Source organism: Diaphorobacter sp. HDW4B (genome assembly GCF_011305535.1).
GTDB lineage: Bacteria > Pseudomonadota > Gammaproteobacteria > Burkholderiales > Burkholderiaceae_C > Diaphorobacter_A.
In genome coordinates, this window is the sequence record NZ_CP049905.1 from 919322 (window position 1) to 935000 (window position 15679).

Sequence of the window (15679 nt, forward strand, 5' to 3'; positions counted from 1 at the left end):
GAAAACGGCAGAAAGAAGTCGGGATCGAAAAATCAAGCGGGTGCGCAGAAAGCGCGCGCCCCTGCTCGATCAGCGCGTGGTGGACACCACGGCCTGAATGGCGTCGGTCAAACGTTCGGTGATGGCACTCAGCTCTTCGCGCGAAGCGATGAAAGGCGGCGCAAGCAGCACGTGGTCGCCCACCCGGCCATCGACGGTGCCGCCCATCGGATAGCACAACAGGCCGCGCTTCATGGCCTCCTGCTTGACGCGTGCATGCACCTTGTGGGCGGGATCGAACGGCTGCTTGCTGGCGCGATCGGCCACCAGTTCGACGCCCCAGAAAAAGCCTTGGCCACGGATGTCACCGACGTTGGGGTGATCGCCCAGCGCGGCCTGCAACTGCTGCTGCAGATAGGCACCGTCGGCGCGCACCTTGGGCAGAAGCTGGTCGCGCTGAATCACCTGCTGCACGGCCAGCGCAGCGGCGCAGGCCATCGGGTGGCCGAGATAGGTGTGGCCGTGCTGGAAATAGCCGCTGCCCTTGGACATGGCCTGCACGATGCGCTCCTGCGCCAGCACCGCACCCACCGGTTGGTAACCGCCGCCCAGCCCCTTGGCGATGGTGACCAAATCGGGCACCACGCCCTCCTGCTCGCAGGCGAACAAGGTGCCGGTGCGCCCCATGCCGCACATGACCTCGTCCAGAATCAGCAGTACGCCATGGCGGTCGCACACCTCACGCACCGCCTTGAAGTAACCCGGCACCGGAGTGAGCACACCAGCCGTCGCACCGCCCACGGTTTCGGCGACGAAGGCGATGACGTTTTCCGCGCCCTGCGCCTGGATCTCGGCATCCAGTTCGGCGGCCAGACGCTGACCATATTGCTCGGACGTCTCGTCGGCACGCTGTTCGCGGTAGGCATAGCACGGCGAGACATGTGACGCAGGCACCAGGAGCGGTGCGAACGGCGCGCGACGCCATTCGTTGCCGCCCACGGCCAGCGCGCCCAGCGTGTTGCCGTGGTAGCTCTGGCGACGGGCGATGAAGCGGGTGCGCTGGGGCTGGCCGACTTCCACAAAATACTGCCGCGCCATCTTGAGCGCCGACTCCACCGCCTCCGACCCACCACTCACCAGATAGACATGGCTCATGCCTTCGGGCGCGTTCTGGATCAGGGTGTCGGCCAGCGTCTCGGCCACCTTGGTGGTGAAGAAGCTGGTGTGCGCATAGGCCAGTTGGTCGATCTGGCGATGCAGCGCGGCGATCACATCGGGATGACCATGGCCCAGCGATGAAACCGCCGCGCCACCGGAGGCATCCAGATAGCGACGCCCCGCCGCGTCCTCGATGTAGACGCCCTGGGCGGACACCGCCTCGGGCGGGTTGTTGTGCAGGTGACGATGGAATACATGTGTCATGCGACAGACCTATGGAACATTTGTGTTGTCGCATTGTTATTTGGAACAAATGATCCGTCAAGAGGTTTTTCGGAACATTTGCGATTCCGGTACATTCCAGCCATGCCCTCGATTCAGGAACAACTGCGCCAACGCTATGCCGAGCTGACCCCTGCACTGCAGGAAGTGGCCCGCTACCTGCTGGACCACCCCTCGGAAGTCGTCACCTCGTCCATGCGCCACATCGGCGTGCGCGCAGGCGCGACGCCGCCCACGCTGGTGCGGTTCGCGCAACATCTGGGGTTTGATGGCTGGCCTGCGCTCAAGGCGGCTTTTGCCTCCGATCTGGGGCTGGGCGACACAGCCTACGTCGAGCGCGCCCGCCAACTGGTGGATCGCGCCAAGGATCAAGGGCTGGCTGGCGATCTGTTCGACGTGCTGCGCAACAACCTCGCCACCACGCAGGCGCAAAGCACGGAACGGCTGGAATCGGCCTGCCAGCTGCTGGAAGCCGCGCCCGCCGTGCATGTGGCCGGTTTTCGGGCGAGCTACGCCATCGCATTCGGGCTGGCGTATGAGTACCGATTGTTCCGCCGCTCGGTGCATCTGCTCGATGGCCAAGGGGGAACGCTGGAGATGCAGCAGCGCGGCTTCGATGCAGGCGATGTGCTGATCGTGGTGAGCTTTGCGCCCTACTCGCGTGAAGCGCTGCAGGTGGCGCAGGCAGCCAAGGACGCGGGCTGCCGCATTCTGGCGCTGACCGACAGCCTCGCCTCGCCGCTTTCGTTGATGGCCGAAGAGACGCTGCTGTTCTGCCTCAACAGCCCCTCGTTCTTCCCGTCAGTCGCCGCCGGACTGGCGCTGGCTGAGGCGTTGGTGGCCATGCTGGCCAGCCGTGCGGGTCACTCCGCCGTGCAGGCCATTGATGCCGCCGAAAACCAACTGCACCGCTCAGGCGCCTACGTCGCGTCGCCCCGGTCGCGCGCGGGTGGCTCGGGCGGGTAAGTACAGGTAGTCAGAGCTGAAACCTGCCCACACCCTGACTGCGACACCTGTTCAGCGCCGCAGTTGGGGCTCAGTTCTCGTCCACCCCGCGATGGTCGTCCAGACCCAGTTCCTGGATCTTGCGCGTGATGGTGTTGCGACCGATGCCAAGACGCTGCGCCGCCTCCATGCGGCGGCCATGCGTTTCATGCAGCGCCGTCTTGATCAGGCGCGACTCGAAACGGCGGGTGAGAATGTCCCACACCTCGGGACGGCCTTCGCGCAGCAGTTCCTGCGCTTCGGCTTCGAGCGAGTTTTCCCAACCGGCATGTCCGTTCGCTGCAGCAAACTCCACGGGCTGCGCAGCCGTCGGCGCGGGATAGACGGCGCCAAAGCTCCCGGGTATGGCCGAGCCGTTGACCGGGCTTGGCGATGGCGCATGAAAAGCAGGCGCGTCGGAAGCCTCGACGGCGGGTGACACCATGCCGTGCGTCGGTGCAGCCGCAATGGCGAGCGTCGACGGGGCTTCTTGCGAACTGGCTGGCACGTTGAGCACTTCGGGCGGCAAATCCTGCACCGAAATCACCTGCGCGGGAGCCATCACCGACAGCCAGTGGCAGATGTTTTCGAGCTGGCGCACGTTGCCCGGAAAGTCGAACGACTGCAGTCGAGCGAGCGCCGCGTCCGAGATGCGCTTGGGCTCCACGCCCAACTGGCGGGCGCTTTGCTGCAGGAAGTGGCGGGTCAGCGCCGGCACGTCTTCCTTGCGTTCACGCAGCGCAGGCAGGCGCAGGCGAATCACGTTCAAGCGGTGGAACAAATCCTCGCGGAACACGCCATCCTTGACGCGGGTTTCCAGGTTCTGGTGCGTCGCGGCAATCACGCGCACGTTGGCCTTGACAGCCGCATGGCCGCCGACACGGTAGAAATGCCCGTCGGACAGCACACGCAGCAATCGCGTCTGCAGATCGAAAGGCATGTCGCCGATTTCATCGAGGAACAGCGTGCCGCCCTCGGCCTGCTCGAAGCGACCACGGCGCTGCGTCTGCGCGCCGGTGAACGCGCCGCGCTCGTGGCCAAACAGTTCGCTTTCCAGCAGATCCTTGGGGATGGCGGCAGTGTTGATGGCCACGAACGGGCCACCCGAAACCGGCGAATGCTTGTGCAACGCACGCGCCACCAGTTCCTTGCCCGAGCCCGATTCGCCGGTGATCAGCACCGTCACCGCGCTCTGGCTCAGGCGACCGATGGCGCGAAAGACGTCCTGCATCGCAGGTGCCTGGCCGAGGATTTCGGGCGCTGCGGCCTGACGCTCTTCGGCCACCTGCTCGCGCTGGCTTTCTTCGACCGCGCGACGGATCAGCTCGACCGCCTTGGGCAGATCGAAAGGCTTGGGCAGATATTCGAACGCACCGCGCTGCAGTGCGGAGACGGCGCTGTCGAGATCCGAGTACGCCGTCATGATGATCACCGGCAGGCCGGGCTGCAGTTCGCGCAGTTTTTCCAGAAGCTGCAGGCCCGAGCCACCGGGCATCCGGATGTCGCTGACCAGCACTTGCGGGCCGCTGTGTTCCGAGTCACCGGCCGCGATGTCGGCCAGCGCGTCCAGCACCTCGCGCGGGTTCGAGAAACTGCGGGTCGGCAGGTTCTCGCGCGCCAGTGCTTTTTCCAGGACGAAGCGGATCGAGGGGTCGTCGTCTACTATCCAGATCGGCTTCATGTGTTTCTACTTCCTTGTTGAAGGGGGATGTCATCCCCCGTTGTTTCTCAAGGACCTCAAGGCAACGGGATGAGGATGCGAAAGTCCGTGCGTCCTGGAACACTGTCGCATTCGATCAGGCCATGGTGACGCTGCACAAAAGTCTGTGCCAGTGTCAGTCCAAGACCCGAACCGCCATCTCTGCCCGTGACAAGAGGATAGAAGATTCGCTCCTTGATCGTCTCGGGCACGCCTGGTCCGTTGTCGATCACATGCAAATCCAATGCCAACCGATAACGTTGGCGACCAAATGTTACTTGTCGTGCCACTCGCGTGCGCAAAATGATCTGCGCATCGCCCGCCGCAATGCGCTCGGTCAAGGCTTGCGCGGCGTTCTGGACGATGTTGAGCATGGCTTGAATGAGCTGCTCGCGGTCGCCACGGAACTCTGGAATCGAGATGTCGTAGTCGCGCTTGATCTCCAGCCCGCGCGGAAACTCCACCAGTACCAGCGAACGCACGCGCTCGCAGACTTCGTGGATGTTCACATCGCCGACCTGATGCGGATGACGATGCGGCGCAAGCAGGCGATCGACCAGACTCTGCAGCCGGTCGGCCTCGTGGATGATGACCTGCGTGTACTCCTGCAGATCGGGCGACGGCAGATCCATCTCCAGCAACTGCGCCGCGCCGCGAATGCCGCCCAGCGGGTTCTTGATCTCATGCGCGAGGTTGCGGATAAGTTCCTTGTTGGCCAAGGCCTGCTCGCGCAAGCGCTCTTCGCGGTCCTGCCGCGCCTGCGCTTCCAGCGGCCAGCATTCGACGAGCACATCGCCGCCCTGCTCCACACAGGAGAGATGCACATGCACCGGCAGCGGGTCCTGCGGCACGCGGCGCAGGCCGGACTCGAAGCGCAGCGCAGCAAAGTCCGCACCGCGCGCACCCGACAAGGCGCTGCGCAGAATGGAAGGATCGGTGAAAAAGCTGCTGAAGTCCGCGCCCTCCAGCGTGCGGCGCGATTGGCCCAGAGCGGTTTCTAGTGCTGCATTGGCAAACAGCACGTCGCCATCTGCGCCCAGCACGGCCACCAGTGTGGAGACCAGATCGAGTGCCTGATAGCACTCGGCGGGGTTGTCCGAATAGCGGAGCCGCGCGGACAGATCGGAGGGGGGAAGGTTCTTGGATGAGTTGGGGGCCACGTTGTTTATTTCAGGCGCGATATCTCGCGCTTGATGCCTTCCACGTCCGCCTCCGCGCGCGTCATGCTGGCCTTGATGTCAGCGGTGCGCTCGGCATAGCCTTGGGGATTGCGCATCTCCAGGGCCGACTTCTGCGGGAAGCCATCGTTGTATTCTTTCTTCAGCTCTTCATGGCGGTTTTGCGCCTTGCGCAGCTCGGCTTCGAGAATCGCGCGCGCATCGGAGTCACGGGCCTTCTGATCGGAGTTGTCCACCTTGGGTGCGCCCGATGGCGAGCTGGTCGCAGCAGGCGTGCTGGGGCGCGAAGCTGTGGAGCCACCACCACCACTGGGACGCGAGCTGCCGCCCTGCAGCACCGTGACGTTGCCGCCCTCCACCACCTTGCAACCACGCTGTTTGGCATCATTCGCGTTGTTGGTGTATTCGTTGCCGCAGCGATAGATCCGGTCCTGGGACCAGGCCGTCGGCAGCAGAACCACAGCAGTAAAGAGAGCAACCAGTGTTTTTTTCATGAAATCCTCGCGCGACAGACGTCAGCTCAACCGGCCCGAAAGCGGCATCACCTCACGCCACTTGTAGCCATTTGCAATCCACCGACGATAACAGAGCATGCTGTCAATGACCCCAAAAGGCCACGATCGTTCCTGCAGAACCGTTGCGCCAATGAAAAAAGCGGCCATCAAGCCGCTTTTGTTGCAAATCAAGGGAGCGCCGGGCTGAGGTCTCAACGATCCAGCCCGTACTCCGGCTGACTTACAGCGAGTAGTACATGTCGTACTCGACGGGGTGTGGAGCCATGCGGAAGCGCTGCACTTCGGTCATCTTCAGATCGATGTAGGCGTCGAGCATGGAGTCGGAGAACACACCGCCCTTGGTCAGGAAGCCGCGGTCGGCGTCCAGCGCTTCCAGAGCCTGGTCGAGGCTGTGGCAGACGGTTGGCACCAGCTTGTCTTCCTCTGGAGGCAGATGGTACAGATCCTTCGTGGCGGCTTCGCCCGGATGGATCTTGTTTTCCACGCCGTCCAGACCCGCCATCATCAGTGCCGAGAAGCACAGGTATGGGTTGGCCAGTGGATCGGGGAAACGTGCCTCGATACGGCGGCCCTTGGGGTTCGCCACGTAAGGAATGCGGATCGACGCGGAACGGTTGCGCGAGCTGTAAGCCAGCTTGACCGGCGCTTCGAAACCTGGAACCAGACGCTTGTAGCTGTTGGTGCCGGGGTTGGTGATGGCGTTCAGGGCACGTGCGTGCTTGATGATGCCGCCGATGTAGAACAGAGCGTACTCGGACAGACCTGCATAGCCGTCGCCAGCGAACAGGTTCTTGCCGTCCTTCCAGATGGACTGGTGAACGTGCATGCCGGAGCCGTTGTCGCCAGCGTATGGCTTGGGCATGAAGGTAGCGGTCTTGCCGTAGGCGTTGGCCACGTTCCAGACCACGTACTTCAGTTGCTGCGTCCAGTCAGCGCGCTCGACCAGCGTGCTGAAGCGGGTGCCGATTTCGTTCTGACCAGCGCCAGCCACTTCGTGGTGGAACACTTCGACCGGAATGCCCAGCGATTCGAGGATCAGGGACATTTCAGCGCGCATGTCCTGCGTGCTGTCGACTGGAGGCACTGGGAAGTAGCCACCCTTCACGGTAGGACGGTGACCACGGTTGCCAGACTCGAACTTGGTGCCGGTGTTCCATGGTGCTTCGTATTCTTCGATCTCGAAGCCGACCTTGCCGGGTTCGTTGGTCCAACGCACGCCGTCGAAGATGAAGAATTCTGGTTCTGGACCGAAGTAAGCGGTGTCGCCCAGACCGGATGCCTTCAGATAGGCCTCGGCGCGCTTGGCGATGGAGCGTGGGTCGCGGTCATAGGCCTTGCCGTCCGAAGGCTCCACCACATCGCACTGCAGGAACAGCGTGGTTTCTTCGAAGAATGGGTCGATGTTGGCCGTGTTGGGGTCGGGCATGAGTTGCATGTCCGAAGCTTCAATGCCCTTCCAGCCAGCCACGGAAGAACCGTCGAATGCGTGGCCCGAAGTGAACTTGTCTTCGTCGAAATGCGAAACGGGCACGGTCACGTGCTGCTCTTTGCCACGGGTGTCGGTGAAACGGAAGTCAACGAACTTGACTTCATTCTCTTTCACCATATTCATCACGTCTGCAACGGTCTTAGCCATTAATGTTCTCCAGGGAATGAACGCGTATTGAAAACAGGTTCTTGGTTAGCAGAATGTGTGCCAGATTGCGGCGCTCCATGCACCACCACGAGGCACGGTGTGACGCGGAGCCAAGACCTCGTACACACATTCATAAATTGCACCAACAAGGTGCGATTTTTTGATTTCTTTCATTGCTCAAAGATTTCGCACCATTTCAGGGCCTAGCTCCGCCCCAATTTCGTGCAATGCCTCAATGAGCATTTTCCAGGCCGCCGGAACCGCATCGGAAGCGCCTTTGACGCCCAGTTCGATGTGTCGCCCGTGAACCGGATGATCCACACTCGGCAAGCTGAAAACCTTGATTGTCGGGTATGTGGACTCGATTTTGACCATCAATGGTGTCAAATTCGACTCCATCGCGCGATAGACAACTACCGAATGCTCGGTCTGCGGAGCCCGATGGAACCACTGCGCGCAATGGTTTTCCAGCACCCATTCGATCATCGGCCAGGCCATGACGGGAAAGCCCGGTACGAAATGCACGGTGCCGCCGCCCACGCCATCGCAACTGAAGCCGGGAATCTTGTTGTACGGATTGGGGATGATGCGCGCGCCCTCGGGGAACACGCCCATGTTCAGGCGATGCAGATTGTCCGTACGTTCGGGCTCGTAGGGCTTGCCCTCCTCGCGCGCCACATCCTGCATGCGCTCGCGGATCAGCTCGGCGGCCTGCGAATGCAGCGCAAGCGGTTTGTCCAGCGCAGCCGCAGCGCACTGGCGGGTGTGATCGTCCGGCGTCGCGCCGATACCGCCACAACTGAACACGACATCCGCGCTCGTAAAGGCCTCACGCAATGTGCGGGTGATGCGCTTTGGATCATCCCCGACATAATGCGCATACGACAGCGCCAATCCGCGCTCGGACAGCAGTTCGATGACTTTGGGCATGTGCTTGTCGGCACGCTTGCCCGAGAGAATTTCATCGCCGACGATGATGAGTCCAAAAAGGGGAGTCACGACATTTCCCGCGACAAGCCCGTTCGCAACAGGCCCATCGAAAAGTGGTTTGCCCTCAATTATTGCCCGGCTTGATGACCGATGGATCGGGCAACGCCAGTGGCTGATCGCCAGCCAGGGTCGGCGCAGCCTCCTCGGTCGCGACGATGGTGCCTGGAACCTCCAGAGCGGTTTCCTTGCGTTCGGTGCGCAACGCCTCCAGCGCCGTCAGGCAGTAATGCGTGAACCAGAGCGATGAAAACGCAAACACCAGCGTGTAGATCCAGATGGCCACCGGAATCAGCACCAGAAAGGCTGCGGCAAACACCACGGCCGATGCCCACACCAGACTGGGCGCCGCCCCCAGAAAGCCGCAGACAATGCCAATTCCGAGCAGACTGTAGCGATGGCGGGCGAAGATCTCCTTGCGCTCCTCCTTGCTCGCGTGCTCGGACAGCGCATCAAAGCTCATCACGCGATACGTCAGCCATCCCCAGATCAACGGCGGCAACAGCAGCACCAAGGGCGGAATCAGCCACAGCGGCGAAGACACCACCAGCGCAAGCAGCGCCGCGACGGTCGACAGCGCAGACCACACCACGCTCGCGAGCAGCGATGCGCCCTTCTTGCGCGCCAGATGGGGGAAACGCCGCTGCGCCACCAGATTGACCAGCGCAGGTGTCATGAACACCGCCACGGACAGCAAGGCAATCAGCACGATCACCGGCACGGCAGCCAGCACCACCAGCAACGGCGCAAGGTAATCGGTGACATGGCTCCAGCCCATGCTGGCGAGCCAGTTCCACAGACCGCTCAGCAGTCCGGAATCACCCAGCATCTGCTGCACCGATACGACGGCGGAATCCCAGAAGAAATAGGTGCTGACGCCCGCGACGATGGCGATCAGCAGCAAAGGCAGCAGCGACAGCGCGATCACCCGTGGAATCAGGCAATACGCGGCTGCGCGCCAGAACGAATCAAACAAGGAAGACATCTGCATGGTCCCGAGAATAACCGGGGACACGCGCCGCTTCAGCCGCGTCCCAAAAGCCGGAGAATTCCGAGCCATTGCTGTGACCAGAATCCGCTGCCATAGTTGCGCACTTTGCCATCCGGACCGGGTGTGACTTGGTCGTCAACCCCTGTAGGATCAAACCGCAACTCGAAGTTGGCGGTGCGAAACAGCATGTCCCACAGCGGCAGCAGAACGCCGAAATTGCACCCACGCGCCAGCTCGATCGAGCGCGGCAGGGATTGGGCAGGCAGATGCGGATCACCCTGGCGCGCCTCGACCAGCGAAATCGCATGGTGTCGACGATGAAAGCGCGGGCTGATCCACAGCCGCTCACCAAGCTGGCCGAACCAGATGCGTGCATTGGCGTGGTGCAGGTTCTCGCTGAGCTGCGCGATGGCAACAATCGCCACGAACTGTCCCGGAGCCACACCAATCAACTGCGCCACCACGACGATGATCACATCGCGCAATACGTCATCGAGCAGGTGATTGCGACTGTCCGACCATTTGGTCATCTGCCGCTGTGAATGGTGCAGTGAATGCAGCGCCCACCACCAGTCGAAACGATGCTGGCCGCGATGGATCAGATAGTCCAGCAGATCGAACACGGCCAGATACAGCAAAAAGCTGACCCAAGGCAGATCGGTCACGCCGGGCCAGATCGCATCGATGTTGAAAGTGCGCAGTCCTTCGACACGCAGCATGCCGAACAGGCTGTCGAACAGCGGTGTGAGCGTGAAGAACAGCACCAGCCGGAACAGGCCAAGGCGCTGAATCAGCGTGTAGATGACGTCCGTGCGAATGGCCTTGCGATCCGTGATGGCCTCCACCGGCCGCCAGCGCTCCAGCGGCCCGATCACCGCCACGATCACCAGTACCTGCAGCAACCCGACCAGCAGCCAGCCGGTCGCGTCATACCCGTCCTCCAGCAGACTGGCCATGCCCAACTGGAACATGGCCGGCTGGATGACCGACTCGAACAGCCATTGCTGCACCGAGTTGAAAAGCGATGTCCACCATTCCACGATTCTGTCCTGTGCCTTGTCGGCCCACTCACTGTTTTACTGTTTCACTGTTTCTGCTTGCGCGTCCAGCCCGCGTAATCGGGATGCTCGCGCAGGGTGCGGAAGCAGAATCCGCGTTCCTTCAGGCCCTTGATCAAAGGCTCCAACACGGCGGGAGCCCAAGGGTCCTGACGCGACCAGATGCCCAGATGCGCGAGCAGGATGTCGCCCTTGCGTATGCTCACAAGCGCCTGATCCAGCAGACGCTGGTTGCTGTATTTTTCGCTGGGCAGCTCGTCACCCAGAAAACCCGCTGGAGCCCAACCCACATGCGCGTAGCCGCAAGCTTTTGCTGCAGCCAGCAGGCGCGGTGAGGTCTTGCCTCCAGGCGCACGGAACAACGGCAGCGGCTCCTTGCCCGTCATTGCTTGCAATCGTTCTTCGGAGCGACCGATTTCTTCGCAATACTGGGCGGAAGTCATCACGAACTGCTCGTCCTTGCGAGGTCCCGCCGAGGGCTTGACCTTGAACGAGACATCCGTCCCCTTCACCACATCACCGCGCCAATAGACATGGTCGTAGGTGTGCGAAGCGAACTCATGCCCTTCCGCCGCGCGCGCCTTCCACCAGGGAACCCATTCGGCGTCGAGACTCGTACCGTTCGTCTTCGTCGCCTCGTTGGCAGCAAAGAACGTGACATGCACCTGCTCGCGCTTGAGCACGTCCGCAATCAATGGCGCAACGCCCATATGACCCGTGTCGAAGGTGAGGTAGACCGGCTTGTCGCAGGCAGGCGGCTGCACTGCCATCGCAGCAGTGGAAGCCGCCAGCAGCAGCGAACAAAAAAGCTTCAGACGGATGTGCATGAAATGCAAGAGTTCAAGTGCACGCGCCAATTCAGCGCTTGGCGTGATCGAGCGTCCAGACACCGTGCGGCGACTTGCCGACGTTGACCGAGCGAATCACCTTTTTCTCGTGCGTGTCGATCACCAGCAGCTTGCGGGCCCAGCGTGCCCCCACATAGATGTAGCGGCCATCTGCGGACACATCCATGCAATCGGGGCCTCCGGGGGCCGAGTAGCTCTCGACCGCTGTACGGCTTGCCATGTCGATCTTGCTGATCGAATTGGCCACGCGATTGCTCACGTAAAGATGCTTGCCATCACCAGCCGAACGGAATGCGTGGGCACCCGCGCCTGTGGGAATGATCTGCACGCTGCGTGCTGGCTGCTGGTCGCTGGAGATGTCGAACACCTCCACACCCTTTCCGCCAGTGAGGCCGATGAACAGCATCTTGTCGTCTGGCGAACCGTACAGATCTGCCGGCATGGGGCCAGTCTTCACGCGCCATTTGATCTTCTGCGTGGCCATGTCGATGGCCACCAGCTCGTCACTGTCCTGCATGGTGGAGTACACCGTGCGGCTCTTGCTGTCGATCCAGAGGTGGCTGGGAGTCTTCGCCGTGGGCACGCGTTGAACCAAGGTCAGATCCTTGCCGTCCCAACGATAGAAGTCCACGTGATTCAAGCGATTTGCAGCCGTGATGAACCACTTCATGTCCGGGCTGAAACGCAGATGGTAGGGGTCGACGATGCCGGTGACCGTGCGCTGCACCTGCGCGGTTTTGGGATCGACGAATGTGAGCGAATCACCCAACGCATTGGCAATGACGACCGACTTTTCGTCGGGGGTCAAATACAGATGGTGAGGTTCCTTGCCAGTCGTGATGCGCTGGACTTCGACCCACTTTTCGGGATCGATGACGCTGACATTCGCGTCCAGGGAATTGAGAACGAAAACAGGCGGAAGACTCGCCTTGGCACCCATCATCGTGAACGCCGCCAGCAGAGCCAACCCTGCCTTGTGCCAAACCTGATACTTCACAAAAAATCCCTTTATCCGATCCGACAGCATGGGCCTCTCACATGGTGTGACGGCCCCAATACCACTGTCGACAAGGCTCGCAGTGTAAGCGGGCTTGAAGCGTTTATCGGCGGATGACCGTGATCTGCAATCAGGATGTTGCGGTCAACTGACTAAGCTCACCGATGGTCAACCAACGCCACTTTCCCGGCTCCAGATCACCCGGCAAACCAAGCGTGCCGATGCGTGAGCGGTGCAGTCCTTCCACACGGTTGCCCACCGCCGCCACCATCCGCTTGACCTGGTGATACTTGCCCTCGGTCAGGGTCAATTTGAAGGTGTGCAACCCCGTCTGCTCACATGCAGCTGCGCGCACATTCTCGTTCTCGTCGTTCAGCAGAACACCGGCGAGAAGGCGCTTGATCTGATCGTCTGTGACTTCGTGCTTGGCTGTCACGTCGTACACCTTGGGCACGTGGCGCTTGGGTGAATTCAGACGGTGAATGAACGGGCCGTCATCCGTCAAGACCAGCATGCCGGTCGTATCCTGATCGAGCCGTCCCACCGCCTGTATGCCCTGCACATTGCTCTTGCTGGGGCGCTGGCGCAAGGGGCTTGGCAGCAGCGTGTAGATGCTGGGGTAGGCAGAGGGTTTCTGCGAGCACTCGGTCCCGGCAGGCTTGTTCAGCAGAATATATGCCTTCTCCTGATATGGCCAGTCCACACCCTGCACGCGCATGCGCAGGCCGTCTTCCTCGACATCCTCACTCGCATCCGTGTGCACCACGGGCTCCACGCTTTCTGCTTCATACAGCGCCACATGCCCCTGCTGGACCAACCCAGCGCAGACGCGGCGTGTACCAAATCCTTGTGAATAGAGAATGTCCTGGAGTTGCATGGATATCAGCGAAAAACGACTGGAAATGGATTATCGAGCCGATCCGTCCAACTGACGGTTCAAAAAGTGGTCGATCAATCTTCTTGAAACCTGTTATTGAACAAGTTTCTCCAAAGCAAAACGCCCTCCACTCTTTCGAGTTGGAGGGCGGCTTGGGCTGTAAGAGCCTGACGATGACCTACTTTCACACGGGAACCCGCACTATCATCGGCGCGAAGTCGTTTCACTGTCCTGTTCGGGATGGGAAGGAGTGGTACCAACTTGCTATGGTCATCAGGCATAACTTGGTGTCGTGGAGCCTTGTGGCTTCACAACGAATTCATAGAATCTCAATCAGCTGAGGTTTTATTCAGATTGTGCTGAACTTAATTTGATTGCGTACTTGGCATAACTACAAGTCTTTGATTGTATCAAAGTTATAGGGTCAAGCCGCACGGGCAATTAGTACTGGTTAGCTTAAAGCATTACTGCTCTTCCACACCCAGCCTATCAACGTCGTGGTCTACAACGACCCTTCAGGGGGCTCGAGGCCCCGGCAGATCTCATCTTGAAACGAGTTTCCCGCTTAGATGCTTTCAGCGGTTATCTCTTCCACACATAGCTACCCTGCGATGCCACTGGCGTGACAACAGGTACACCAGAGGTGTGTCCACTCCGGTCCTCTCGTACTAGGAGCAGGCTTCCTCAAATCTGCAGCGCCCACGGAAGATAGGGACCAAACTGTCTCACGACGTTTTAAACCCAGCTCACGTACCTCTTTAAATGGCGAACAGCCATACCCTTGGGACCGACTACAGCCCCAGGATGAGATGAGCCGACATCGAGGTGCCAAACACCGCCGTCGATATGAACTCTTGGGCGGTATCAGCCTGTTATCCCCAGAGTACCTTTTATCCGTTGAGCGATGGCCCTTCCATACAGAACCACCGGATCACTATGTCCTGCTTTCGCATCTGCTCGACTTGTCAGTCTCGCAGTTAAGCACGCTTATGCCATTGCACTATCGTCACGATGTCCGACCGTAACTAGCGTACCTTCGAACTCCTCCGTTACACTTTGGGAGGAGACCGCCCCAGTCAAACTGCCTACCATGCACTGTCCCCAGTCCAGATAATGGACCTAGGTTAGAACCTCAAACACACCAGGGTGGTATTTCAACGTTGGCTCCATGTGATCTAGCGACCACACTTCAAAGCCTCCCACCTATCCTACACAGATCTGTTCAAAGTCCAATACAAAGCTACAGTAAAGGTTCATGGGGTCTTTCCGTCTTTCCGCGGGGAGATTGCATCATCACAAACATTTCAACTTCGCTGAGTCTCAGGAGGAGACAGTGTGGCCATCGTTACGCCATTCGTGCAGGTCGGAACTTACCCGACAAGGAATTTCGCTACCTTAGGACCGTTATAGTTACGGCCGCCGTTTACTGGGACTTCAATCAAGAGCTTGCACCCCATCATTTAATCTTCCAGCACCGGGCAGGCGTCACACCCTATACGTCCACTTTCGTGTTTGCAGAGTGCTGTGTTTTTAATAAACAGTCGCAGCCACCGATTTTTTGCAACCCCATTCAGCTCCGTTTGTTCAACTTCACCTACTAGGGGCATACCTTCTCCCGAAGTTACGGTATCAATTTGCCGAGTTCCTTCTCCTGAGTTCTCTCAAGCGCCTTAGAATACTCATCTCGCGCACCAGTGTCGGTTTGCGGTACGGTCGTCAATAGCTGAAGCTTAGTGGCTTTTCCTGGAAGCAGGGTATCACTCACTTCGTGTGCAAGCACACTCGTTATCACCCCTCATCTAAGCCCGGCGGATTTGCCTACCAGGCACGACTACAGGCTTGAACCAACATATCCAACAGTTGGCTGAGCTAACCTTCTCCGTCCCCACATCGCACTATTGATCGGTACAGGAATATTGACCTGTTTCCCATCAGCTACGCATCTCTGCCTCGCCTTAGGGGCCGACTCACCCTACGCCGATGAACGTTGCGTAGGAAACCTTGCGCTTACGGCGAGCGGGCTTTTCACCCGCTTTAACGCTACTCATGTCAGCATTCGCACTTCTGATACCTCCAGCATCCGTTACCAGACACCTTCACAGGCTTACAGAACGCTCTCCTACCACGTGCAATAAATTGCACATCCGCAGCTTCGGTAACTGGCTTAGCCCCGTTACATCTTCCGCGCAGGACGACTCGATCAGTGAGCTATTACGCTTTCTTTAAATGATGGCTGCTTCTAAGCCAACATCCTGACTGTTTTAGCCTTCCCACTTCGTTTCCCACTTAGCCAATTTTAGGGACCTTAGCTGGCGGTCTGGGTTGTTTCCCTCTTGAGTCCGGACGTTAGCACCCGGTGCTCTGTCTCCCAAGCTGTACTCTGCAGTATTCGGAGTTTGCCTTGGTTTGGTAAGTCGCCATGACCCCCTAGCCAAAACAGTGCTCTACCCCCGCAGGTAATACTTGAGGCACTACCTAAATAGTTTTCGG

General features: G+C 59.9%; 12 protein-coding genes and 2 rRNA genes (1 of these 14 only partly in view). 1 reads left to right on the plus strand and 13 read right to left on the minus strand.

The window, feature by feature from the left end:
- Window positions 1-69: 69 nt before the first annotated feature.
- Window positions 70-1401, minus strand: a complete 1332-nt coding sequence (locus G7048_RS04390; protein ID WP_166066975.1) for an aspartate aminotransferase family protein — start codon at window positions 1399-1401, stop codon at window positions 70-72.
- Between the two features lie 102 nt (window positions 1402-1503).
- On the opposite strand from G7048_RS04390, the gene G7048_RS04395 reads away from it, so the two are divergent.
- On the plus strand, window positions 1504-2385 hold the full coding sequence (locus G7048_RS04395; protein WP_166066976.1) for a MurR/RpiR family transcriptional regulator: 882 nt from the start codon (window positions 1504-1506) through the stop codon (window positions 2383-2385).
- Between the two features lie 70 nt (window positions 2386-2455).
- Here G7048_RS04395 and ntrC read toward each other — a convergent pair whose 3' ends face one another.
- The 12 genes from ntrC to G7048_RS04455 form a co-directional block, all read right to left on the minus strand.
- Window positions 2456-4084, minus strand: a complete 1629-nt coding sequence (gene ntrC, locus G7048_RS04400) for a nitrogen regulation protein NR(I) (RefSeq protein WP_166066977.1) — start codon at window positions 4082-4084, stop codon at window positions 2456-2458.
- Between the two features lie 56 nt (window positions 4085-4140).
- A complete protein-coding gene (gene glnL / locus G7048_RS04405) occupies window positions 4141-5223 on the minus strand; it encodes a nitrogen regulation protein NR(II) (protein ID WP_166070791.1) in 1083 nt (360 codons plus the stop codon).
- 44 nt (window positions 5224-5267) lie between these two features.
- Window positions 5268-5774 (minus strand): hypothetical protein, encoded by a 507-nt coding sequence (locus G7048_RS04410; protein WP_166066978.1) that lies wholly within the window; start codon window positions 5772-5774, stop codon window positions 5268-5270.
- 241 nt (window positions 5775-6015) lie between these two features.
- The gene (gene glnA / locus G7048_RS04415; protein ID WP_166066979.1) at window positions 6016-7431 is read right to left on the minus strand and encodes a type I glutamate--ammonia ligase; all 1416 of its coding nucleotides are present in this window, start codon (window positions 7429-7431) and stop codon (window positions 6016-6018) included.
- 177 nt (window positions 7432-7608) lie between these two features.
- Window positions 7609-8430, minus strand: a complete 822-nt coding sequence (locus G7048_RS04420) for a molybdopterin-binding protein (RefSeq protein WP_166066980.1) — start codon at window positions 8428-8430, stop codon at window positions 7609-7611.
- A 55-nt stretch (window positions 8431-8485) separates the two neighbouring features.
- Entirely contained in the window at window positions 8486-9403 is a 918-nt protein-coding gene (locus G7048_RS04425) for an EI24 domain-containing protein (RefSeq protein ID WP_166066981.1), read from the minus strand.
- 38 nt (window positions 9404-9441) lie between these two features.
- Window positions 9442-10449: a sterol desaturase family protein gene (locus tag G7048_RS04430; protein ID WP_166066982.1), complete on the minus strand. Its 1008-nt coding sequence runs from the start codon at window positions 10447-10449 to the stop codon at window positions 9442-9444.
- Window positions 10450-10493: 44 nt separating this feature from the next.
- Window positions 10494-11294: a polysaccharide deacetylase family protein gene (locus G7048_RS04435; RefSeq protein WP_166066983.1), complete on the minus strand. Its 801-nt coding sequence runs from the start codon at window positions 11292-11294 to the stop codon at window positions 10494-10496.
- Window positions 11295-11325: 31 nt separating this feature from the next.
- A complete protein-coding gene (locus tag G7048_RS04440) occupies window positions 11326-12258 on the minus strand; it encodes a YncE family protein (RefSeq protein ID WP_240933286.1) in 933 nt (310 codons plus the stop codon).
- A 184-nt stretch (window positions 12259-12442) separates the two neighbouring features.
- On the minus strand, window positions 12443-13189 hold the full coding sequence (locus G7048_RS04445) for a 16S rRNA pseudouridine(516) synthase (RefSeq protein ID WP_166066985.1): 747 nt from the start codon (window positions 13187-13189) through the stop codon (window positions 12443-12445).
- 165 nt (window positions 13190-13354) lie between these two features.
- Window positions 13355-13467 (minus strand): 5S ribosomal RNA (gene rrf, locus G7048_RS04450).
- Window positions 13468-13609: 142 nt separating this feature from the next.
- Window positions 13610-15679: ribosomal RNA gene (locus G7048_RS04455) — 23S ribosomal RNA — on the minus strand; it runs 809 nt beyond the window's last position.